This window comes from Pseudoalteromonas aurantia (assembly GCF_005886875.1).
Taxonomy (GTDB): Bacteria; Pseudomonadota; Gammaproteobacteria; order Enterobacterales; family Alteromonadaceae; genus Pseudoalteromonas; species Pseudoalteromonas aurantia_A.
In genome coordinates this window covers 1-21,732 of sequence record NZ_PNBY01000026.1, presented here as the reverse complement: position 1 = coordinate 21,732, position 21,732 = coordinate 1, and the positions used below count along the sequence as shown (strand labels likewise).

Below are 21,732 nucleotides of genomic sequence, written 5' to 3'. Positions count from 1 at the left end.
AGACTGTTATGCAAATCATTAAAGACACCGCTGTTGAGTTTCACTACACCTTGAGTGAAGGCGATCAACAAATTGAAACCAGTAAGACAGACGAGCCTCTAAGCTATATCCATGGAAATGATAGTATGTTGCCAGGCCTAGAAAAAGCATTAGACAACAAAGTCGCTGGTGACAAATTCAGTGTAACGCTTGCCCCTGAAGACTCATACGGTGAATTTAAAGAAGGTCTCATACAACGTATCCCTATTAAGCATTTACAAGGCTTAGGCGATAACAAGGTATGGAAAAAAGGAATGTCTGCCATTGTTGAGTCGAATCAAGGCAGACATCAAGTTACCGTGGTCAAAGTCGGCCGTTTTAATGTAGATTGCGATCTTAACCACCCATTTGCCGGTAAAACGCTAACTTTTGACGTAGAAGTGGTTTCTGTGCGCGAAGCAACAACTGAAGAACTTAGCCATGGCCATGTGCATGGCGCTGGCGGTTGTGGCCACTAAGAGAGAAAAGGTTATGACAAAAGTTGCCATTGTAACAGGTGGCAGCTTTGGCATTGGCTTGGCCATTGTCGAAAAGCTGCTATCACAAGATTATCAAGTATTTAATTTAGATATAAAACAGAGCGAAACAGGCCATTTTGTAGAATGTGATGTAAGTAACGTAGCTGACGTTACACACGCTATTGACGCTATTACCCAGCGTACTGGGCGTGTTGATGTACTGGTATCAAATGCAGGAAAACACCTCAGTGCAACCATTGAAGCAACAGATGAAGAAACGTTAGATCAGCTCTTCGCACTTAATGTAAAAGGTGCGTATGCGGCCACTAAGGCGGTATTACCGTGTATGAAAGCACAACAATACGGGGCGATCATCTTTATTTCATCTGATCAAGCATTGATAGCAAAACCAAATTCATTTGCCTATAACTTAACAAAGTCTGCACTGGCATCAATGGCAAAAACCACCGCGCTCGACTACGCAGCAGATAACATCCGAGCAAATGCAGTATGCCCTGGAACAATCGAAACGCCCCTCTTTCATACAGCAATCGACCAATACTGTGAAAAGAGTGGAGTAAATAAAGCGGATATAGTGGCTGAAGAAGCGGCTTTGCAACCACTAGGCCGATTAGGTAAAGCCGAAGAAGTTGCAGCATTAGTGGCTTTTTTAGCCAGTGAAGATGCGAGCTTTATAACAGGTAGCTTGCAGTCAATTGATGGTGGGTATACTGCACAATGATCCCAATAATTGACCCGCACATTCACTTTTTCGATCTAGAAAAGGGTCAATATCATTGGCTAACCGGCACTAACCCGCCTCCTTGGCCAAACCTATTCTTGATAAAAGTAAACCATCACAAAGCACAGCTTAATAATCCAACTTTTTTAGTTAAAGCAATTGTTCATATTGAAGCCGGATTCAATAATAACCAACCTTATCAAGAGCTTGAATGGCTTGAGCAAACCGTGCCTCCACTGCAATATGGTGCTATCGCCTATCTCGATATTACACTCAAACCATGCTTATTTTCTCAGCAGCTTAAGACATTAGCGCAAAGTAAATATTTACGTGGGATCCGTGATATTACTGAGGGTAACGATGCTGATCGATTACTCCATCAACATGTTCAGCAAAACCTCGCAACACTGAGCCAATATCAGCTACATTTTGAAGCACAGTTTGAATTACACCAACATAATATTGCTAACCAAGTTGCACAGTACTGTATCCAATTACCTAATTTGCAAATCATACTTAACCATGCCGGATTAATTGAAAGTGATAAGCCTTATAAAAAAGGCTTAAACACGCTCTCGAAGTGCCCCAACATTGCGATTAAGTTTTCAGGCATAGAACATATAATAAGCCCTTTAGAGCCACAAGCATGTTTAACATTGTTATTGTCATATTTTGGCGAGGACAGGATAATGTTTGCGTCAAACTATCCGGTTTGTTTGATGCGTCAAAATTATGAAACCGTATGGCTTGGCTATCATGGGCTCGTAGAAAATGAATTACTATGGCAAAAGCTCAGTCACCATAATGCAAAGCGATTATATCGACTAAAATAAACTAAGAGCGAATTTGTACTAGGTCATATGCGGCTAAACGCGGTACTATGGCCTGAAGGCGTGCTTCAGTCTCATCGAGTGTATTTAAACACTCACAATATTCATCAGCCTTACTTTCTAGTTGTTGCGCTTTTTTCTGTAGAGATTTATCTATTTCTTTAGTAATGATGTCCATGCGCTGTCCCATGTCAGTAATACGATCTTCAATATTACCTTCCCTAGATTTAAAGGCATCACCCAAAGACATTAAAATGGCCCCTAAAGAGCCATGAACGGCGGAGTGAATTTTTTGACTTATTTCTTTTGTAAAAAAATCATCAATTTTAGACAAAGACTGCGGAGCAATGAAAAAGAAGTCATCACCCCGTTTAAACTTATCCATCAGTGCGCGTTCAACATATTTTAATTGAGTTTGTAAAACTTCAGGTTTTTTATCAGACATCCCTTCAACAACTTGCTCAATTGCACTGAGCCCTAAATTCACCCCATCTGTTGCGAGGCTAACCAATTCAGGAACTGTATCTCTGATACCTTTTGAGTACTCACGTAAGACTTGAGTTTCTCGTTCTGATAAGTCTATCCAGTACCCTTGGATCAGTAGCTGATTGTCATTATTAATTTGCACTCGGGTTTGCCCGTTATCAACAATCCGTATCACTGAATCGGTAATAATTAGACCGTGGCCTAGCTCAACATCACATTTGCTTTGCGCCACACTAACCAAAGGCAATGTAGCAAGCAACAACGACACTCCACAACGCGTAACAAATGACATAGGCTACCCCTTAAAATACTTCAGCCAAGGGTAGCAAATTTTTATGCATTGCCAAAGTTATTTGCTATACCTGACTAACCGTAAAAAAATGTCTGAGGTTTTGGCTTTAATGTTGTTTTTCCCATCAGCGAACTGATAGGCCCACGCATGATCGATTTGCTTAATCGCAGTGGTACTACTCCAATAATTTTCGTCAAGTGTCTCCGTAAATACACTGGTATTAGCTGCTGGCTCCACACATTGGTGCTCTACAATGCTTGCAAGCTCTTTTACACTCGGTACATGCCAATCTTTAAAATCAGCGAATTCATCATTTTCTGCTACCGTTAGCGCCTGTTGCCAATTAAGCTGCTGTGCAGTTCCCGTGCAGCTTTGGCTTCCAGAGCTAAAGGTTTGACCGTAACTACAGCGTTGCCACATTAAGTCTGTCGCAGTATCCGTCACCGTGTCGTCTGCGTTCACCGAAAAACGTGCAGTCGGCGTTGTACTCACCACGCTAGAAACACAAGTCTGTGCAGACCATAATGATGTTGAAACCAAACTTAATACAATACCTAGTACTTTCACTTCATACTCCTAAGGCGTTCTAACTAAGCGAACATACGCTGTATTATTTTTCGGGTAAGCCAAATCATTGCCAGTTAACATATCAAGGATAAACGCTTGAGTTAAGCTACGTCCATCAACGCTGGTTTGAGTTGTCCAATAATAAACGTGATTTAAAAATGATTCACTGGGTGTGTTAGGAAAAAATACAGGGTCAAGCAACTGCAAACCATCACTTCGACCGAAGTCTATGATGCTCAGTAGCTCCATGTAGGTTGGTAATCGCCAATTACTTCCTCCGCAGAAGTTGCTCGCATTTACATCATCAATGAGCGACTGAATGCCGCAATGCAAATTGCTAGGGCAGGTTGTATTCGCAGACCCCGTAATAGAGCCATCCTGCGCGGTACCATCTGTGGTTAGATACCAAGTATAGTGATTTTTCCCTTCACGTACTGATGTATTTGGAAGCGTGCCCGTATTCGCTTCTTTCACTTCCCAAATTAGCCCAGAAACATTGTCTCGTACACAACTAAAAGTGGTTTCAGTGTCTGGTAGTTCATCAGCAAACTCATTTAATTTAGTAAAATCAAAAGCCACACGCCCAGTGCCAGTTTTATCTAGGTAGCTCGCAACACTATCGCGGCCCATATCACCATCCTGAGCAATAAACGTATCATCGTTACAAGAGATCAGCGCCGTATTACTAAAGCAGCTTTCCATACCAGAATCGTTTAACAAGCCGAGTGCTTTAGGGTTAATGGTAATAGTCACCTCATCGTCATTCACCAGATTTAACGGGTCTTTCACCGTGACTTTAAATTTAGTTTCAATGCTGCTGTCGACATCCGGGGCTAAAAACGTGGTTTTACAGGAGGTAGGATCAGATATCGAAAGTGTTAAGCTACCACTGGCTTCTTGGTTCCATGTACAAGTATAGTTACCAGACACACTTACACTTTTGGATGCATCGAGCGTGACCGTATCAAACTCAACAACGCTTTGTTCATCTCCCGCGTCAGCAATAACAGGCGTATCCGTAGACTCTAATGTCATTGAGAATTCAGTGCCGGCTTCACCGCCTTCATCGTCCACTAACGTTAAACTAAATCGAGCTGTTTGACTTTGTAATAGGAGTGGATGAGTAAAGCTTATTTCACTTTGCATTAGATCACTGAACGTTAATGTCGGGCCTGACAATTGCTGCCATTGATATGACACAACGGCGCCATTGCTGTCGGGATCCGTTGAATCTTTTGCACTGAGTTTAACCGTATCTGGATATTTGGCAGGTAATGCGGCTGGTTCTGTTTGAGTGACAACAGCCACAGGTAGCTGATTCTCAGACGTCACATTGATGACCACAGTGTCTGATGCCGTTTTATCATTAGGTGCTCGGTAATCAACTTGTAAGGTGATCACACTGTCCGTTTTTACATCAGGAGCAGTAATTGTGACTTCGTTGGTTTGCTGCGGAAACCCTTCCAATGCGGGACCACTGATCACTTGCCAATTAAATGTCCCATCGGCTGGTGAAGCTGACGCCGTTATGGTTACACTGGCTTTCTCTACCACTGTAACACTGTTACTTACATTGATACTGGCGTTAACTTCCGTCGGCTCAGAGGAAGATGAACCGCCCCCACAGCCTATTACAATACTGCTAAAGAGAACTATACAGGATAAACGGTTCAACATACTTCGGCTCCTAGCCTGCTACATGTAGCTCTCTTGATGAATTCTCACAAATAATTTTGTGCCTACTTTACTATAATCGACTTTATATTCTCTGCCGTCCAGCGACTGGATAAATAACAACCGCTTCACTTCGCCAAATATATCGGCACTGCCAATATTTACCACCTCTAAATATCGCTCTTTGGCTTCTCTACGATTGCGTGGAAGCTCATCTTTAAACGGGATCAGTCCATTCACAGTGACTTGGATCTTCGGGTGACTTTCCCCGTTAACTATAACCAAATCGAGCTTTTTCTCTTTATGAATGATCGTATTACGACCGCTTTTTATATAGGCTCTATCATCGCTCATGGACTATTCCTGTTACATCTGTTCATTGGTAACCTGCTCTTCTCGCAAGTTTTTAACCACCTGTTCTGGACTTAATTTCCAGCGGTTTAATAAAGTAGAAAAACGCCAAATGTCTCGGTCCAACACATTTGCTGGTAATAGCAAATCGTAACCGGTTAACGTTTTCAAATTGTGCATTCGGTTAGCAAACATCGCAATTAAGCCTGTATATGTTTGCCCTGAATCAGATTTAAATTCATCTGGCTCAATTAACCATTCTGATGGGCAGTTGCCATTTTTGCAATGCATTTTAACAGCTTGTAAAAATATATGCCGCTGTTCAATCAACAATTTACCCGCTAATCTTGGACTCAACGCCTCTAAGAACTCATCTATACTAATAAGTTTAATGCCAACTGCGTTTAATTCCAGTAATTCAAAGGTTTCCCCTGCCTGTGGGATCCCGCAAGAATGCAAATTGTGTATCCCTATTTGCCATTGACCGAACTTGTGCACATATACGATCTGCTGTGCATCAAGTAATATACTATAATATGGCTGCTGACTTTTCAAAAAACCTATTAATATCGCTACTATAGCGCTACTTGTTAAAGCGATTTCAAGGATACTAATCGCGCTGCTACGCAAAGATACAAAAATCATAATAACCGCCAGCGAAATACCACCAACTATCATAAACTCGATACTATGCCGATTTGCCTGCGCTCTTAGTTTTGCCTGCATTTGTTACGCCACCTTTACGTATAAAGACCAAAATAAAATACAAACATAATGATCGCCCATACCAGCAATTGCCGTATTCTCCTACACGTCTGACACTTTTGTCGTTTAGTCATAATATATAATTCAAACATTTAGGTACAAACATAAAATATTTAGGCGTTTTTTCGGTCAACGCACAAATTAACGAGACATCCAACCACCTTTTCTCGCTACATATTTTGTACACTAAGGTTATCAATAGCAGTGGTCAAATAACATGTATGCAAAACAATCGGGTAAAGCCCTCTTTCCGTTTATTATTTTAGTCTTGATTTGTATATCAGGCTATTTGTATTTCCCCGCATCACAAGGTAAATCAACAAATACTAAACGCGGCGCAACAGCCGTTACAACAGTCTCAGCACAAGAACAATCTCGGATCATTACAATTGCCGCAATAGGCAACGCCAGAGCAAATCAAGCTATCGACATCGTCAGTTCGCAAAATGACTATGTTAGTGATGTCTATTTTACCGACGGCGATATGGTTTTACAAAATGATAAATTAATACAACTGCAAGATATAGAAGAAAAGCTGGCAGTGAAAGAATTAACTATCCGATTAAAAGAACAACAACGACAACTCGCACGCCTCACTGAATTGGCTAAGACACAATCAGCGGCACAGTCAGCCTTAGAAGAGCAGCGCTCAGTGGCTGACGCCTTATTCACACAACTTCAAAGTGCCAAAGTAGAACTGGCACAAATGACTGTCACAGCACCTTTTAAAGGCGTACTCGGAAAACGACTTATCTCGGTAGGTAGCTTTGTTGATAACAATACACGGATCACAACACTAGATGACATCAGCGTGATAAAAGTCGACTTCCAAGTACCTGAAAAATATTTAGGCAAGTTGAAAAAAGGCATGACTGTCAAAGCCTTAAGTGATGCATATGGCACCACCCCTTTTGACGGCGTGATCTCTCACATCGACCCACGTATTGATGAAACAACGCGCACGGTGCAAATCACCGCCGATTTTACAAACGAGCATACGCAACTTAAACCAGGCATGTTGTTACACATTATCGTAGAGCTGCGTGCTCTCACCGCCATTATGGTCCCTGAGAAAAGCATTATACCAAGGAAAGGGCAACATTATGTGTTTGTAATTAATAATGAAAACAAAGCACAGCTCACAGAGGTTGAATTACACACTCGATTTAGTGGCTGGGTCGCCATTAAAAATGGCCTCGCAATAGGCCAAAAAATTGTTTCAGAGGGTACAACAAAAATACGCTCTGGTTCTGCAGTCACTGAGAAGGGGTAGACTGTGAAAATAACTGATACATCGGTTAAAAGACCTGTTTTTGCCATTGTTATTAATTTGCTACTACTGACCTTTGGTATCGTGGCATTTAGTATGCTGCCATTACGCGAATACCCCGACATCGAAACTCCCATTGTCAGTGTCAGCACTGACTATACAGGCGCATCAAGTGAAGTTGTTGAAGCAAAAATAACACAAGTGCTTGAAAATCGAATCTCGGGTATTGAAGGGATCAAAAGTATTAACTCGTCGAGTCGAAATGGTCGCTCTAATATCACCATCGAATTTAATATTGATAGGGATATAGATGCGGCGGCAAATGACGTGAGAGAGCGAGTATCGCGTGCATTAGATAGGTTACCCGAACAAGTAAGACTACCTGAAGTATCTAAGTCAAATTCAGATGAAAGTCCAATCGCATGGTTTGTACTTAACAGCGACAATATGAACACATTACAGCTATCTGACTACGCTCAGCGTTTTATTGTCGATAAACTAGCTGTGGTAGACGGCGTGTCTAATGTCCGGATCGGTGGCGAGCGAGAATACGCCATGAAAGTATGGCTAAATCGGCAGGCAATGGCCGCCCGAGGTGTTACCACAAGCGATATAGAACAAGTATTACGTCGAGAAAACGTAGAGCTTCCCGCCGGGGAAATTGAATCACTTGATCGAGATTTTGCAGTGCGTATTGCACGTAGCTATAAAACCCAAAATGATTTTAAAAACCTCGTTATTAAACGCGGTGATCAGGGCTACTTAATTAAGCTCGGAGAAGTCGCGGATGTTGTATTAGAAGCCGCAGATGATGAAAGCACCTTCCGTGGCAATGGTAAAAATATGATTGGCCTTGGCATTGTCAAACAAGCAAAGGCAAATACCTTAGATGTGGTTGATAACGCACGCCAAGAACTAGAAAAGATAAAACGCAACCTGCCTGAAGGCACCACAATTCAAGACAGCTATGACTCTTCAGTTTTTATTAAAGAATCAATTACTGAAGTGTACCGTACATTAGCGATAGCGATGGGCCTTGTCGTTGCCGTCATCTTTTTATTTTTAGGCACTATTCGTGCTACTCTAATCCCCGCAATTACAGTACCTGTGGCATTAATTGCCACCTTTATGTTTTTACTGGCAATGGGTTATTCCATCAATCTACTCACCCTACTCGCACTTGTACTGGCTATAGGGCTAGTCGTTGATGATGCCATCGTCATGTTAGAGAATATTCATCGCCGCATAGAACAGGGAGAGCCCCCGCTTCTCGCCGCTTATCGGGGCGCAAAAGAGGTGGGATTTGCCATTATCGCGACTACATTGGTACTCATCTCAGTCTTTTTACCATTGGTATTTATGGATGGTCGGATTGGCGCATTGTTTACAGAGTTTGCCATGGCTGTCAGTGCTGCGGTGTTGTTTTCTAGTATTACAGCGTTAACGCTTGCCCCCGCTTTATGCTCAAAAGTCCTCAAGCCAAGCAATTCAAATAATAAATTCAGTCAATGGATGGATAGCCAGTTTACGCGTTTGGAGCAAGGTTATCGCAATACCTTATTAGCCAACTTAAAACGTCGCTACAGTCTTATCGTGCTCTTGATACTGGCAGGTTTTACCAGCTTTAGCCTATATAAACAGATCCCCTCAGAACTAACCCCTAAAGAAGACCGAGGTACATTCTTTGTTATGATGAATGGTCCTGAAGGAGCAAGCTATGAGAATAACGAACAAAACATGTCACAAATTGAGCAACGCTTATTGCCTTATGTCGATGCAGGCGAGCTTAGTAGAGTGTTAGTACGGGTACCAGGCTGGGGTGGGCAAGGTGGCGTAGCCATCATTGGTATGCCTGACTGGGATGAGCGAAAGCGCTCAACTTGGGAAGTAATGGGCGAGATCAGTACAAAAATGCGTGAGGTCACAGATATTAGAGCCTTTGCCATCATGCGCCGTGGTATCGGTGGCGGTGGGCAATCTCGTCCTATAGAATTTGTACTTCAGGGCAATGATTACGCCGAACTATCGCAGTGGAGAGACCGGATCATAAAACGCGCACAGGAAAATAAAGGCCTAGTGCGCCTTGACCATGATTATAAAGAAACCTTTCCACAATTTCTTATCCACATAGATAAAACCAAAGCCGCAGATTTAGGTGTATCTATAAGTGATATAGGTAATACATTAGAAACAATGCTAGGACAACGCCGTATTACCACCTTTATCGACCGTGGTGAAGAGTATGACGTTATCCTAAAAGGCACTAAAGCTGATTTTAGTGGACCTAATGATATCGCCAACATTTTTGTTAAATCACGCACCGAACAACTGATCCCGCTAGACAGTCTCATTAATATTAATGAAGAGGCGACCGCTTCTAGGCTTAATAGGTACAACAGAATGCGTGCTATCACCATCACAGCCAACCTCGCCAATGGCTATACACTGGCTGAGGCGCTCGCATTTTTAAATACCATCGCAGCAGAAGAAAATGACATCGATGGGGCTGTTGATTATAAAGGCGAGTCACAGCTGTTCTATGAAGGCGCTTCAGCAATGACCTATGTATTTATTCTCGCCCTAACAGTGACGTTTTTAGTACTTGCAGCCCAGTTTGAAAGCTTTGTTCATCCACTTGTGATCATGCTCACAGTGCCACTAGGCCTAGTAGGTGCTATGTATGGCTTGTACTTAACCGATAGTTCACTCAATATTTATAGCCAAATCGGGATTGTCATGCTGATTGGCCTAAGTGCTAAAAATGGCATTCTCATTGTTGAATTTGCCAATCAATTACGTGATAAAGGCGTCGCGTTCGAACAAGCAATTGTTGATGCATCTGTGCAACGCTTAAGACCAATTATCATGACCTCACTCACCACAGTAATGAGTTCAATTCCACTAGTAATGGCTGTCGGCCCGGGAGCAGAAAGCAGAATGGTGATTGGTGTGGTTGTGTTTACTGGAGTCAGTATTGCCACATTGTTAACGCTGTTTGTGATCCCGTGTGCTTACAACTTATTCTGTAAAAATACCCAGTCGCCTGAGTTTTTAGCACAAAAGCTAGAACAGCAGGCCTCAACAACTAAAGAGATACAACATGACTAATCTACACATTGCGACTTTCGGTGGAGGGTGTTTTTGGTGTATTGACGCGGCGTTTCGCCGTGTCAAAGGCATCACCTTAGTAAGCTCAGGTTATACGGGAGGTCATCTAGAAGCACCGACATACCAGGCAATATGTCAAGGTGACAGCGGCCATGCTGAAGTGGTCAAAATATCTTTTGATCCAACAGTCATTGATTACGACACATTATTAGAGATGTTTTTTACATTGCATGATCCAACGCAATTAAATCGTCAAGGGAATGATGTGGGCACACAGTACCGCAGCGTCATCTATTTTCATAACGAAGCGCAGCAGCTAAAAGCACATGCAATGATCTCTACACAACAAGCGCATCATAACGCGCCAATTGTGACAGAAGTAAGCCCCTCTTCAACCTTTTATCCCGCTGAGGACTATCACCAAGATTACTTCAACGAAAACCCTCAACAAGGGTATTGCAGCATCTTAATTGCACCAAAAATAGCCAAGTTTGAGCAAGTATTTAGAAGATGGATTATCGGCTAATTTATTAACGTATGCTTAAGCGCTACGCAACGCCTACCTGAGTGCATAAGAAAGGCGAGTAATTACTCGCCTTTTTAAACAATATTCAGCCCGCACAGTTAGTGCCAGTTAAAAACGTACTGTTGCACCAACATAAGCTTGACGGCCCAACGAAGTATACCCCAATACGTTGCCATTACTCGCATATCCAGTGGCTGCGGTAATATAATCTTTACCGGCAATATTCTCTAATCTCGCATTCAAGGTTAACCCATCAAAAAGCCTATAATTAGCGCCTAAGTTAAACACTGTATACCCTGCAAGGATGGTCGCCATAGACTGGCCTAAATTCGAATCATACAAGTTAATTGAAGGGCGTGATGAGCGATACTGCATGGCAAGATTCACATCAAGCTTGTCCCATGAACGTGCCACAGTGTAATTGAATGACTCTGAAGGACGGCGAACAAGCTTTTCGCCAGTTGTGCCATCTTTAGCGTCTAAAAATGTGGCATTGATACTATGTTCAAAACCGAAAGCACTCACATTTGCAGACAGCTCCACCCCTTCCATCGTGGCTTTATCCACATTGTAAGGAATATACTTTCCAGAATCTGCATCATATTGATTGCTGATCAAGTTATCTATTTTGTTCTGAAAAACAGCAACATCATATCGACCCCAACGCGTTGACAATGACATGCCAATTTCATTATTAGTTGCCTCTTCAGGCTTAATATCAGCATTCGGTAAATACCATGGGCTTTGCGCTACAAAAGTATTGGTCAGTGAAGGGGCTCTGAAAGCTGTGCCATGATTTACTCTAAATGTCACATCTCTATGAGGTTTAACACCAAAAGCGGTAGTATAAGTATTTGCTCTGCCATGGTAATCATAGTCATCAGAGCGCACAACCACATTTGCTAGCCATTTATTATCATCATAAAACCCACCCAAAAATACCGCTTGATTATCTCGCTGTGTTTCACTGAAAGTCGCAGTAGAGCCGCCAAGATCTTCAGTCAAATAATTAACAGCACCAGTAAATTGAGTTGCGTCATTTAACCTATACAAAGTACGGTATTCGAATTCTACACGGTCAGTACTATAAATATCATGCTTAGGTATACCAGTTTGGGTGTTCTCTTCTAGCGATGTACTCACTGAGGCGGAGTGTTCAAATTGACCTAACTTTTTCTGCCACGCGATTCTACCGCTATAGTTTTCAAAGTCATAGGCATCATTACCCCATGCATTGTCATACTCAGCATCGCCTTCACTATATTGAACAATGGCGTTAAATTGGCCCAACTCATCCGTATTTACCGTAAGATTAAATCCAATATTTTGGTTATTGTAACCATCTGAATCATGATCTTTACCAACAGGTGCTACAGGGTCTTTTGCTATGACGTCATAGCCTTTTGTATCCTCATACCCTAAGTTATAACCAAGGGTAATATTATCTTGGCTAAACTCACCCGCTTGCTGATAATTCACATAGTTGTGACTACCACTCGTGAGTGTAATTTCATGCTGCACAGCTTGGCGAGTAATAATATTGATCACCCCAGCCATCGCATCAGAACCATAAATCGCAGCACGTGCCCCTTTAACGACTTCGATTTTCTCGATGCTGTTTACGGGAATATTGGTAAATGACACACTGCCTGAATTGGCATCACTAATACGTACCCCATCAACCAATACTAGGGTATGCTTTGTCGCTGCACCTCGAACAAATACACTGGCTTGTTGACCAAAGCCACCGTTACGTACTACATCAATGCCAGCTACCGTGTTTAACAAAGAAGGCAAATCACGGATATTGCTGCTTTCTATTTCTGCACGTTCAATCACATTGACCGTAGCAAGCGTGTTATTAATTGCTTGTTCAAATTTATTTGCTGTTACCGTAATACGTTCAATATTTTCGGTAGATGAACTTTGTGCTGATACAGAAAAAGAGAGCGCAGTCAAAATTGCAGCGCTTAGTGCGGATTTAGCTAGCATTGTTTCCCCTTACTCATACCCACCGTACAAGTAATAATTAGTAAATGAATATCAAGGCCGGTCTCCGGACTTTGCTTATAAAGCATTACCGTTGCGGGGGCAGTGTTGGACTTAAACCAGTACATGCATTTGCACCAACTTCCCGATTATCTTAGCAAGTTTATTCATATTAACTGCACAATATGAAAATCATAGAAACTTATTAAGCACCTTGAAAAGAGCCGTTATTGTGCGAATTTTGAGGGGATATGTCAATGGACGTCTAGAAATCTAAAAACCAAAAGTTCACACATAGAGTCGATAATTTGATGGACCAGCATAAACTTTGCAAGTAAAAGTGGTACAGCTTGGTACCACTGAATCTTCATTAATCGCGGAAGTTTTTAAACTGAAAAGGCTGCCCTAAATCAGCAGTGCGAACTACTTGCATCGCTTCTTGTAAGTCATCGCGCTTTTTGCCTGTCACACGTACTTCTTCACCTTGAATCGCCGCTTGCACCTTAATTTTGGCATCTTTAATCGCTTTAACGACTTTTTTCGCCGTTTCTTTATCAATACCTTGCTTTAAAGCCACTTTACGTGAAACATGCTTACCTGCACGTTCAATGTCTTTTAACTCTAAGCTAGCTACGTCTAGACCACGTTTTGATGCTTTACTTGCTAAAATATCAAACAATTGCATGACTTGTGGATCGGCTTCTGCTTTCAACGTAATGGTTTCATTTGTTAGCTCAATAGAGGCATCAACACCACGAAAATCGTAACGAGTTTCTAATTCACGCTTCGCATTATCTACTGCGTTTTGCGCTTCTGTAATTTCAATTTCTGACACAATGTCAAATGATGGCATAGTAAATCTCCTAATATTTATGCTGCAATTATATCAACCTAAAATAAATTTTGGACAACTTTTTATATTCACCCAACAGCCAGTTTTCAGTGATATACTGACTTCACTATTTTACACACGAACAACCCAGGAAGTTTTGTGACCAGACGTATTTATCAAATTGTTTTGCTTATTACCTTGGCTATCTGTACTGCGCTTTTTGCGAAAGAAATCCAACATTCAGGCATACGGATAGAACACCTTGATAAAATTGCTCACTTTGGCATATTTTTTATACTTGCTTTTATTATGCATCACGCCTTTAAATGGCCAATGTGGTTACAAATAACCTTGCTCGCAAGTTATGGCGTTGGTATTGAGTTAATGCAAGGCATGCTGCCACACCGTCACGCATCGTTTGCAGACTTTATTGCCGATGTCCTTGGTGCTATTAGCTATTACGCCAGCTATATTTTATGGCGTACTTGGCGTGGTAACAAATATGGCTAATCTACATATTGTGGGTGCAGGCGCAATTGGTTTATCACTTGCTAACGCATTCGCTTATGATCACTCAGTGACTTTACTGGTAAGACGACGCTATACAGTACCTTTTGCGTTTTCAAGCGGCCAAGAGCTGTATCATTTACCTGTAAAGCACATCGACTTGAGCGATCCCACACAAAATAAACCACTCATCCAGCATGGCTTTATTTGTGTTAAGTCATATCAATTAAAACAAGCAATTCAATCAATTGCACCCTATTTAGCAGAGCATGCCAATCTATTTATTAGTCACAATGGCATGAGCGATCTGAAAGAAATAGAACAATATTTAGGTGAAAAACAGGCACTGTTTTTCTTCAGTACATCTATGGGTGGATTAAAGATAAATGACACCACCGTAAAAGCCACTGGAGCTGGAGAAACCTATCTCGGTGCATGTAATGATATCGCTTTAGAGCGCCTATCTCTCAGCTTTAACCAGTTCTTCTGCTCGCAAATTCCACACAGTAAAATTCATCATAATATCGCACAACTGCGATGGCAAAAACTACTCATAAATGTCGCGATAAACCCTTTATCTGCCATTCACCAAGTAAAGAATGGTCAACTACGTCAGCCACGCTATGCCAGCATGATCTTACAGTTATTAAATGAAGCATGTGTCGTGGCAAATGCAGACAATATAGACATAAAACTCAACGAAGCACTCACCAGTGCTTATCAAGTTATGACTGGAACTCAACATAACTCATCTTCTATGGCACAAGACATACTGAACGGTAGACACACTGAAATCGATGCTATTTGCGGATATATCGTAAAAAGAGGAGCATATCATGGTATTGACACCCCCTATAACCGCGAGATGCTAAATCAGCTATTGAAGCTTCATAGCTGACATATCGCTGAGTTTGTAGACCCAGCGATAAATAATGTACTGTTAATTTACTCTGGTTTATACACTTTAACGTTCATAAAGCCATTTTCATGAAGGATAAGCGCTTGTAATTGACTCATCACCCCTTTTTTACAGTATAAATAGTACTCTTTGTCTTGCGGTAAGTCGGCAAACTTCGTGCTTAGGCGGAAAAACGGTAAATGCTCTACATCAACGCCCTCAACCTCTAATGGATCCGCATCTTCCTCATCAGGTGAGCGAATATCAAGGATCACACCATTCTCAGGTAGTTGGTTTGCCGTTTCGGCTTCTTTAATTTCTTCTTTGGCTTCTGCTTCAATCTCTCTAATGTCTTTAACCGTTGCGTTCTTAATCACGGTATCTAACACATCAAAATCAAACTTGGCTTCTTCAGCAACAATAGTCTCAAGCTTTGCTTTAACTGTAGGTTTTTTCGAAATAACCCCACAATATTCAGGCATCGCCTCAGCCATTTCAATGGTACCAATATCACGCGCAATCTTAATGATTTCTGCTTTGTCATGCTGGATCAGTGGACGAATGATCAGCGTCTCTGTTACACGGTCAATCACGTTCAAGTTTGCCAATGTCTGGCTTGATACTTGACCAATACTTTCACCAGTAACCAAAGCTGGAATATTTAATCGTTCGGCCACTTGGCTGCCTGCACGCATCATCATACGCTTGAGCACCACACCCATTTGCCCGTTTTCTACATTCTCCAAAATCTCAGCAACCACGGGCTCAAAATCTACCGTAATAAACTTCACTTTATGGGTAGAACTAAAACGATTCCATAAGAAATGGCTCACTTGCTTCACACCAATCTCATGTGCAGCGCCACCTAAATTGAAGAATAAAAAATGCGTACGCGCCCCTTTTCTCATCATTTGATAGGTTGCAACACCAGAATCAAAGCCACCGGAAATAAGTGACAAAACATCTTCTTGTGTAGGTAATGGGAAGCCTGCAATGCCATAATGCGTATGCGTTACAATATAAGCTAAGTCACCTTTAATCTCGATTTTAACAGTCACTTCGGGTTTGTTTAGCTTAACGTGTGCGCCTTTTACATGCTGGTTTAACCCACCTCCGACGTAACGCTCTACATCCGAGGAGGTAAATTCGTGGTCACCTCTACGTTTTACACGTACACAGAACGTTTTGTTTTCAATGCTGTGCCCAGCTAATTCAAGCGTGCGCTGATAAATATCATCTAAGCCCTCAAATGCTGTTTCTTGTACTTCAATAAATTGCACAATACCTGGCACCCGCTTTAAATTATCAACAAACTGACACCGTAGATTTTCATCAACACTTTGACTTTCAACCGAGATATTGTCCCAATTGTTTTTTACTTTTACATTTTCATCAATCCGACGCAAAATGATTTTAATATTTCTTTCAAGCACTTGTGTAAAGCGCTTACGAACGGACTTGCTCTTAATTGCAATCTCTGGATGCAATTTGACGATAAATTTAAGCATAGAAACAACTCTTTAGACTAGGCGAACGCGCGCCGGGACAACAGGCGCGCGATTATAGCAAACTTCTCTGCGACTAGGAAATAACCACCTACATAAAACAATGCTATCAAGCAATACTCGGGAGTGACTCATCAGCAAGCCGCTGGTAGTGCGCCTGCAACGCACTAATCTTTTGTACACTTAAGTCGGTACAATAAGGTTTAAACAGCATGAGGACTTTAACAATGCCATTGTAAATATCTTGTTGTTCAAGCACACCGGTCAATCGTCTCGCTTTAACATATGGTGTCCAGAAGCTTACGGTCATTTTTAGCATATGCGCCACTTCAACAGCATCTTCATCACTAATATCAATGACCTTACTGGTTCGTAAACCAATAACAACAGAACGCACTTGCTCAAAGAGGTCAGCCTGAAATGAAATATAGTCTTTTTTCAACACCTCATCTTTGGCCAAAATGTCTGTCAAGTTATCGTAAAAGAAATGGTATCGCCACATCAGTTCAAACAAGGAGTCTAAATATTTAGTCAACTGTTCTAACGGCTCAAACTCGGTATTCAAAGGTTTAAAATGCGTACTTAGATGTTCACGATATAACGTAAAAATATTGCGGATTATGTCCTCCTTGTTTTTAAAGTGATAATATAAGTTTCCTGGGCTTATCCCCAAATTGGAAGCAATATGATTGGTGGTGATCGCCCGTTCCCCATGTAAATTAAACAAAGCAATACTGGTACGAATAATTTTTTCCTTGGTATTCATATCCTGTTCTCTCTAACACGCAAATTTTTATAATATAAGTGAATTTCTATTAGCTGAGTATAGCTAAATAGAATAACTGAAAATAGCATTAATCAGTTTTAGATATAAGCAATATTACATCTAAGCAGACCAGTGAAATTTACATGGAACACTGCTACCATAGCGAAAATTCCAATGATTACTATGATTTTATGAAAGTGACCGCCTTATACCCAGGTACATTTGATCCATTAACCAACGGCCATGCTGATCTTATTAAACGCGCAGCCAAAATGTTTGATGTTGTCATCCTTGCGATTGCACATAACCCAAATAAAAAGCCGTGTTTCACATTAGATGAAAGAGTGGAATTAGCTAAGCAAGTACTTGCCCAGCATAAGAACGTTAAAATTATTGGTTTCTCAGGGTTGTTAGTCGATTTAGCTAAAGAGCAAAATGCAGAAGTATTGATCCGTGGGATCAGAGCGGTCTCCGATTTTGATTACGAATTTCAGTTGGCCAATATGAACCGCCGATTAAACCCAAATTTAGAAAGTGTGTTTTTAACCCCTTCAGAAAGAAACTCCTTTATCTCTTCAACACTGGTTAAAGAAGTCGCATTACATGGCGGTGATGTCAGTGAGTTTGTCAGCCCTCTAGTATCCAACGCATTAAAGGAAAAATTACACGGATGAAGTACATTCCGCACACTATTGCACTGAGTCTTGCTGCAAGCACACAGGTCATCGCAAGCCCTTGGGTAACCCATGATCAAGCAGCTCTAAAGCACTCTATTGATTTATTAGTAAGTCATAACATAATAAACCGCCCTGTAAATCAGTACCCCTTACTATGGCAAGGTATAGTGCAAGATTTAGCAACCATTGATGAAGCAAACCTAACAGCGCAATCTCACTTTGCTTTGCAGCACTTAAAACATGCTTTACAACAAGCAAAACGCACACAATATTCAAGTATCAGAGCACAGTATAATAGTGAGTCAGACTTACCCAATGGGTTTGGATCACGCCATGCTGCGCGCTCTGGTTTAAATACCTATGGCATTATTACTGGCGCAAACGTGAGTGCTAAATTGAATATGAATTACACGCACGATGCACAAGACAAAAAGCATGTAAATCATCATGGTAGCCACCTCGCTATACTTTACGGTAACTGGGCGCTTAGTGCTGAGCGATTAAATTATTGGTGGGGACCTGCCAATGAAAATGCACTGCTCCTGTCAAACAATGCGTCTCCAATGAAAGCACTGCGCTTGAGTCGCGCTAATAGCAATTATGAAGGCCCCAATTTTTTATCTTTTGTTGGCCCTTGGCAAGTAACCGCAATAGCCGCTAAACAAACACCATTACTAACACGTACAGAGGAAGGTAATTTCTGGGGAATTCGTTTATCCAGCACGCCTATTGCTGGACTAGAGTTGGCATTTAATAGCACCCACAGTGATTTTGTATATACCCAGTTAGACCCAATTAATAACCCTGAGCAGACAACAAAAACACGGCTCACGAGTATCGATTTTAAGTATTCAACAACCCTGCAAAGCCAACCTATCTCAGTTTATGGTGAACTGGCAGGAAACAATGACAATGGTATTTCATCAAAGCATAACAGCCTCACATTGGGTGCAGAAACCTTTTTTGGCGACGTTGAATACCGAGTTAAAGCCTACCTAGAATACAGTGATAGCACCACAAACTGCCAAGCTCAACAAGTTAGCTTTCAATGTAATTTTGACAATATAAATAACGGTTCTGATTATACTGAACGAGATCTCTGGCTAGGTGCAGCAATAGGCCCTCAGGCTAAAAGCATTACCCTTGCCGCGGATCACTATCAAATGTCAGGTGTTGGGGGGTACGCAAAGCTAAAGCATATCAACTTTGAGCACACACAAACCAACCGTATATTGTTAGAAGGCGGCTATCAACAAGGTTTACTCAACGGACTCGCTAAGTTAGCAGTCACTGTTTGGCAAGACGATAACGCGCAAAAAGAGAGTGACATAGAAAGTGCAGTAAAAATAAGCTGGGAGTTTCAGTTTTAGTAGCTATGTTTTAGTAGCTATATAGATAAATATCTACAGCAGCGATCCACATAATTAGAGGTACAGTGGCAGTACCTCTAATTTAAATAAACTCTGCATAAAGCAAACTTGGGCAAGATTCAACAACAACCTTTCATACCCACTAGCTTTCTTTTCAACTGATAAATACCTAAAAAATCCCTTTTCAATAAAAGTACGGCTATCATTATTCCATCCAACGTATTTACCGTATAAAAATGAATGGTCCAAAGCAACCAAGTTCCATACTCTTTAGTGCCCCACTTAAGTACAACATCGACATGCAATATAAGAAAAAAAATGGCATTTAAGCTGAGACAGAGCACCAGGTAAAATCGACAAAAATGGCCTGCGTAACTCGTTACTCTAACAAAGCGGCATACAATTAAAATTGTAACAATATCAAAAAGGAAGTAAATTAATAGAACGATAAAAACCAGGGTAAGAGCATGAAAAAAACATTATAAACTCAAGACCTTTTCGAGGTAATCTGTACTACGCATCGCTTTCTTTTGCTTTGCGGGCATACCTTTCTTAAAGCTTGTTTCAGCTTTTAGGTGATTAAAAGCTATATGCCTAAGTCCTGCGAACACTGATGCTGCTCCTTGACGCCTAATTCGGCAACCATCTTCTCTAAAACCTACATCTAAGCGCCAGTGTAATCCATTTTCAATTTGCCAGTGTTGACGCGCTGATATCGCCAGTTCTTCTGCTGTTAAATGCGCTGAACTTATGTAATAGCGATAACTTAACTCATTGCTTATTTTACCTTTTTCTTTTCTATATGATGCAATTACACCAATCGTTTTTGCACTTTTCCAATGAACCGTTTCTGATAATTGCTTTAAATCATGGCTCACTGCACAACACCGGAATTCTTCTCTATTTCTTTGATAGTCAGCTTCATTAAACAGCACACCACCTTTTGCTTGTTCGGCTAGCTTTGGTAATAGAGCACTTTCAATTTGCTTAAGTAACGCTTTTTGATTTGCCTTAACTGCAAGTAGATAATCGGCCTCTTTATCAATGATTTTTTGCGCTATCGACTTTTGACACCCCATTGCATCAATCGTAACTAAGCAACCCTTTATTTCTAAAAGTCTCAAAAGCTCTGGTAACGCATTTATTTCATTAGACTTTTTATCAACTTGGGCTTGTCCCAAAACGACGCTGTTTTCACACGCAAAAGCACTCACCATAAACAGTGCATCACGCCTATCAGCTTGAGTAAATGAGCCTTTTAATCGCTTCCCATCTAAGGCAATTACTTCGCCATGAGTAAGCTTACAACACGTTTTCATCCAAGATGAAAATGAATCTTGAAATTGTGTTATGTCTATACGGCTAATGACTCTAGCAATCGTATCGTGGCGAGGAATGCCATTTTTAAACGGTACAAACTTTCTAAGCCAATTGAGTCGATCATGTCCAAAGTCTTCTATATCTTCCCAACCTTGGCATCCTGAAATAACAGCGCTCACAGTTAAGAATATGATATCAAGGAGTTTGTGAACGACTTTACCTTGTTGGCGAGGGTCATCAATTGATTCAAAATATTCTAGAAAAAGGGGATCAGACATAAAAGTAACAACCTAAAAAAACATATAAGATCATACTTTTAAGTCAAGGTAAAGTTCGTGATCTTGCCCTGAGTATAAACATCACAAATGATAATAGTGTGACTTCTTTTCTTCCTAAATGCCAATCACTCAAACTGCCAGAAGAGATAGAGCTTGCGAAATTAATAAGTGTGGAAATAAGAAAAAGCCATAAAATCAGATAATTCAACATAAAACTAACCATATAGTTAATTTCATCAGCTATGACATTTTGCATACCATAAATCTTAAATCTAACATTTCAATAAATAAAAATTAAAAAAGGATATATTTTAAATATATGGAAGTAAAACGCTAAATATTAACAAAAAATTTCTATTCCCTAGAATGAAATTCGCACTGAAGAAGCCTGATTTCATATAATAAGTGCGACACTCATAGAAAGGTTTAGAAGAGGAAGCCAACTGCTGAAAGTGGTACGCTTTTCTCGCCAAAGAAACAAG

Annotated in this window: 20 protein-coding genes and 1 riboswitch; of the genes, 10 read left to right on the top strand and 10 right to left on the bottom strand. The window is 41.0% G+C overall.

Going from position 1 to position 21,732, the window contains the following annotated elements; all coding sequences use genetic code 11:
* Positions 1-8 precede the first annotated feature (8 nt).
* From CWC18_RS05925 to CWC18_RS05915, 3 genes are read left to right on the top strand one after another with little or no spacing between them, the layout of a single operon-like run.
* Positions 9-497, top strand: a complete 489-nt coding sequence (locus CWC18_RS05925) for an FKBP-type peptidyl-prolyl cis-trans isomerase (RefSeq protein WP_138593538.1) — start codon at positions 9-11, stop codon at positions 495-497.
* Positions 498-510: 13 nt separating this feature from the next.
* Positions 511-1,239: an SDR family NAD(P)-dependent oxidoreductase gene (locus CWC18_RS05920; RefSeq protein ID WP_138674896.1), complete on the top strand. Its 729-nt coding sequence runs from the start codon at positions 511-513 to the stop codon at positions 1,237-1,239.
* Positions 1,236-2,072: an amidohydrolase family protein gene (locus tag CWC18_RS05915; RefSeq protein ID WP_138674895.1), complete on the top strand. Its 837-nt coding sequence runs from the start codon at positions 1,236-1,238 to the stop codon at positions 2,070-2,072. The genes CWC18_RS05920 and CWC18_RS05915 overlap by 4 nt, the downstream gene beginning before the upstream one ends.
* A gap of 1 nt (position 2,073) precedes the next feature.
* Here the strand turns inward: CWC18_RS05915 and CWC18_RS05910 are convergent, their stop codons facing one another.
* Genes CWC18_RS05910 through CWC18_RS05890 form a run of 5 tightly spaced genes read right to left on the bottom strand, consistent with a single transcriptional unit; the run spans position 2,074 to position 6,165 of the window.
* Complete coding sequence (locus tag CWC18_RS05910; protein WP_138593541.1) at positions 2,074-2,847, bottom strand: YggN family protein; 774 nt, start codon at positions 2,845-2,847, stop codon at positions 2,074-2,076.
* Between the two features lie 57 nt (positions 2,848-2,904).
* On the bottom strand, positions 2,905-3,414 hold the full coding sequence (locus CWC18_RS05905; protein WP_138674894.1) for a DUF1566 domain-containing protein: 510 nt from the start codon (positions 3,412-3,414) through the stop codon (positions 2,905-2,907).
* A 9-nt stretch (positions 3,415-3,423) separates the two neighbouring features.
* Positions 3,424-5,091 carry a DUF1566 domain-containing protein gene (locus CWC18_RS05900; protein WP_138674893.1) on the bottom strand — a complete coding sequence of 556 codons (1,668 nt, stop codon included), beginning with the start codon at positions 5,089-5,091 and terminating at the stop codon, positions 3,424-3,426.
* A gap of 18 nt (positions 5,092-5,109) precedes the next feature.
* Positions 5,110-5,442 carry a hypothetical protein gene (locus CWC18_RS05895; RefSeq protein WP_138593544.1) on the bottom strand — a complete coding sequence of 111 codons (333 nt, stop codon included), beginning with the start codon at positions 5,440-5,442 and terminating at the stop codon, positions 5,110-5,112.
* Between the two features lie 12 nt (positions 5,443-5,454).
* Positions 5,455-6,165: a DUF2982 domain-containing protein gene (locus CWC18_RS05890; RefSeq protein ID WP_138593545.1), complete on the bottom strand. Its 711-nt coding sequence runs from the start codon at positions 6,163-6,165 to the stop codon at positions 5,455-5,457.
* A 256-nt stretch (positions 6,166-6,421) separates the two neighbouring features.
* On the opposite strand from CWC18_RS05890, the gene CWC18_RS05885 reads away from it, so the two are divergent.
* The 3 genes from CWC18_RS05885 to msrA are packed head-to-tail and all read left to right on the top strand — an operon-like array spanning position 6,422 to position 11,108.
* Complete coding sequence (locus CWC18_RS05885) at positions 6,422-7,477, top strand: efflux RND transporter periplasmic adaptor subunit (protein WP_138674892.1); 1,056 nt, start codon at positions 6,422-6,424, stop codon at positions 7,475-7,477.
* Positions 7,478-7,480: 3 nt separating this feature from the next.
* Positions 7,481-10,582 carry an efflux RND transporter permease subunit gene (locus tag CWC18_RS05880; protein WP_138593547.1) on the top strand — a complete coding sequence of 1,034 codons (3,102 nt, stop codon included), beginning with the start codon at positions 7,481-7,483 and terminating at the stop codon, positions 10,580-10,582.
* Positions 10,575-11,108, top strand: a complete 534-nt coding sequence (msrA, locus tag CWC18_RS05875; RefSeq protein ID WP_138593548.1) for a peptide-methionine (S)-S-oxide reductase MsrA — start codon at positions 10,575-10,577, stop codon at positions 11,106-11,108. Before CWC18_RS05880 ends, msrA begins: the two co-directional genes overlap by 8 nt.
* 108 nt (positions 11,109-11,216) lie before the next feature.
* Here the strand turns inward: msrA and CWC18_RS05870 are convergent, their stop codons facing one another.
* Both CWC18_RS05870 and CWC18_RS05865 read right to left on the bottom strand, forming a co-directional pair.
* Positions 11,217-13,100, bottom strand: coding sequence for a TonB-dependent receptor domain-containing protein (locus CWC18_RS05870; RefSeq protein WP_138674891.1), 1,884 nt, complete (start codon positions 13,098-13,100; stop codon positions 11,217-11,219).
* Between the two features lie 38 nt (positions 13,101-13,138).
* A riboswitch (cobalamin riboswitch) is annotated at positions 13,139-13,300 on the bottom strand.
* 167 nt (positions 13,301-13,467) lie between these two features.
* Positions 13,468-13,950 (bottom strand): YajQ family cyclic di-GMP-binding protein, encoded by a 483-nt coding sequence (locus CWC18_RS05865; protein WP_138593550.1) that lies wholly within the window; start codon positions 13,948-13,950, stop codon positions 13,468-13,470.
* Between the two features lie 138 nt (positions 13,951-14,088).
* Here CWC18_RS05865 and CWC18_RS05860 point away from each other — a divergent pair, with 138 nt between their 5' ends.
* Both CWC18_RS05860 and CWC18_RS05855 read left to right on the top strand, forming a co-directional pair.
* The gene (locus tag CWC18_RS05860; RefSeq protein ID WP_138593551.1) at positions 14,089-14,439 is read left to right on the top strand and encodes a VanZ family protein; all 351 of its coding nucleotides are present in this window, start codon (positions 14,089-14,091) and stop codon (positions 14,437-14,439) included.
* The gene (locus tag CWC18_RS05855; protein ID WP_171041042.1) at positions 14,432-15,334 is read left to right on the top strand and encodes a ketopantoate reductase family protein; all 903 of its coding nucleotides are present in this window, start codon (positions 14,432-14,434) and stop codon (positions 15,332-15,334) included. The genes CWC18_RS05860 and CWC18_RS05855 overlap by 8 nt, the downstream gene beginning before the upstream one ends.
* 47 nt (positions 15,335-15,381) lie before the next feature.
* On the opposite strand, the gene thiI is transcribed toward CWC18_RS05855, so the two are convergent.
* Both thiI and CWC18_RS05845 read right to left on the bottom strand, forming a co-directional pair.
* The gene (gene thiI, locus CWC18_RS05850; RefSeq protein ID WP_138593553.1) at positions 15,382-16,842 is read right to left on the bottom strand and encodes a tRNA uracil 4-sulfurtransferase ThiI; all 1,461 of its coding nucleotides are present in this window, start codon (positions 16,840-16,842) and stop codon (positions 15,382-15,384) included.
* Between the two features lie 106 nt (positions 16,843-16,948).
* The gene (locus CWC18_RS05845; RefSeq protein ID WP_138593554.1) at positions 16,949-17,605 is read right to left on the bottom strand and encodes a TetR/AcrR family transcriptional regulator; all 657 of its coding nucleotides are present in this window, start codon (positions 17,603-17,605) and stop codon (positions 16,949-16,951) included.
* 191 nt (positions 17,606-17,796) lie between these two features.
* On the opposite strand from CWC18_RS05845, the gene coaD reads away from it, so the two are divergent.
* Together coaD and CWC18_RS05835 are read left to right on the top strand one after the other, a co-directional pair.
* Positions 17,797-18,279 (top strand): pantetheine-phosphate adenylyltransferase, encoded by a 483-nt coding sequence (gene coaD, locus CWC18_RS05840; RefSeq protein ID WP_119860031.1) that lies wholly within the window; start codon positions 17,797-17,799, stop codon positions 18,277-18,279.
* Positions 18,276-19,652 carry a capsule assembly Wzi family protein gene (locus tag CWC18_RS05835; RefSeq protein ID WP_138593555.1) on the top strand — a complete coding sequence of 459 codons (1,377 nt, stop codon included), beginning with the start codon at positions 18,276-18,278 and terminating at the stop codon, positions 19,650-19,652. The genes coaD and CWC18_RS05835 overlap by 4 nt, the downstream gene beginning before the upstream one ends.
* Before the next feature lie 479 nt (positions 19,653-20,131).
* On the opposite strand, the gene CWC18_RS05830 is transcribed toward CWC18_RS05835, so the two are convergent.
* The gene (locus CWC18_RS05830; RefSeq protein ID WP_138674890.1) at positions 20,132-21,250 is read right to left on the bottom strand and encodes an ISAs1 family transposase; all 1,119 of its coding nucleotides are present in this window, start codon (positions 21,248-21,250) and stop codon (positions 20,132-20,134) included.
* Positions 21,251-21,732: the final 482 nt, after the last annotated feature.

Excerpts from the sequence above, each read along its gene's own strand:
- CWC18_RS05925 (WP_138593538.1), top strand. The coding sequence starts at position 9 with ATGCAAATCATTAAAGACACCGCTGTTGAGTTTCACTACACCTTGAGT.
- msrA (WP_138593548.1), top strand. The coding sequence starts at position 10,575 with ATGACTAATCTACACATTGCGACTTTCGGTGGAGGGTGTTTTTGGTGT.
- CWC18_RS05920 (WP_138674896.1), top strand. The coding sequence starts at position 511 with ATGACAAAAGTTGCCATTGTAACAGGTGGCAGCTTTGGCATTGGCTTG.
- CWC18_RS05830 (WP_138674890.1), bottom strand. The coding sequence starts at position 21,250 with ATGTCTGATCCCCTTTTTCTAGAATATTTTGAATCAATTGATGACCCT.
- CWC18_RS05835 (WP_138593555.1), top strand. The coding sequence starts at position 18,276 with ATGAAGTACATTCCGCACACTATTGCACTGAGTCTTGCTGCAAGCACA.
- CWC18_RS05890 (WP_138593545.1), bottom strand. The coding sequence starts at position 6,165 with ATGCAGGCAAAACTAAGAGCGCAGGCAAATCGGCATAGTATCGAGTTT.
- coaD (WP_119860031.1), top strand. The coding sequence starts at position 17,797 with ATGAAAGTGACCGCCTTATACCCAGGTACATTTGATCCATTAACCAAC.
- CWC18_RS05885 (WP_138674892.1), top strand. The coding sequence starts at position 6,422 with ATGTATGCAAAACAATCGGGTAAAGCCCTCTTTCCGTTTATTATTTTA.
- CWC18_RS05915 (WP_138674895.1), top strand. The coding sequence starts at position 1,236 with ATGATCCCAATAATTGACCCGCACATTCACTTTTTCGATCTAGAAAAG.
- CWC18_RS05900 (WP_138674893.1), bottom strand. The coding sequence starts at position 5,091 with ATGTTGAACCGTTTATCCTGTATAGTTCTCTTTAGCAGTATTGTAATA.
- CWC18_RS05910 (WP_138593541.1), bottom strand. The coding sequence starts at position 2,847 with ATGTCATTTGTTACGCGTTGTGGAGTGTCGTTGTTGCTTGCTACATTG.
- CWC18_RS05855 (WP_171041042.1), top strand. The coding sequence starts at position 14,432 with ATGGCTAATCTACATATTGTGGGTGCAGGCGCAATTGGTTTATCACTT.
- CWC18_RS05895 (WP_138593544.1), bottom strand. The coding sequence starts at position 5,442 with ATGAGCGATGATAGAGCCTATATAAAAAGCGGTCGTAATACGATCATT.
- CWC18_RS05870 (WP_138674891.1), bottom strand. The coding sequence starts at position 13,100 with ATGCTAGCTAAATCCGCACTAAGCGCTGCAATTTTGACTGCGCTCTCT.
- thiI (WP_138593553.1), bottom strand. The coding sequence starts at position 16,842 with ATGCTTAAATTTATCGTCAAATTGCATCCAGAGATTGCAATTAAGAGC.
- CWC18_RS05865 (WP_138593550.1), bottom strand. The coding sequence starts at position 13,950 with ATGCCATCATTTGACATTGTGTCAGAAATTGAAATTACAGAAGCGCAA.
- CWC18_RS05845 (WP_138593554.1), bottom strand. The coding sequence starts at position 17,605 with ATGAATACCAAGGAAAAAATTATTCGTACCAGTATTGCTTTGTTTAAT.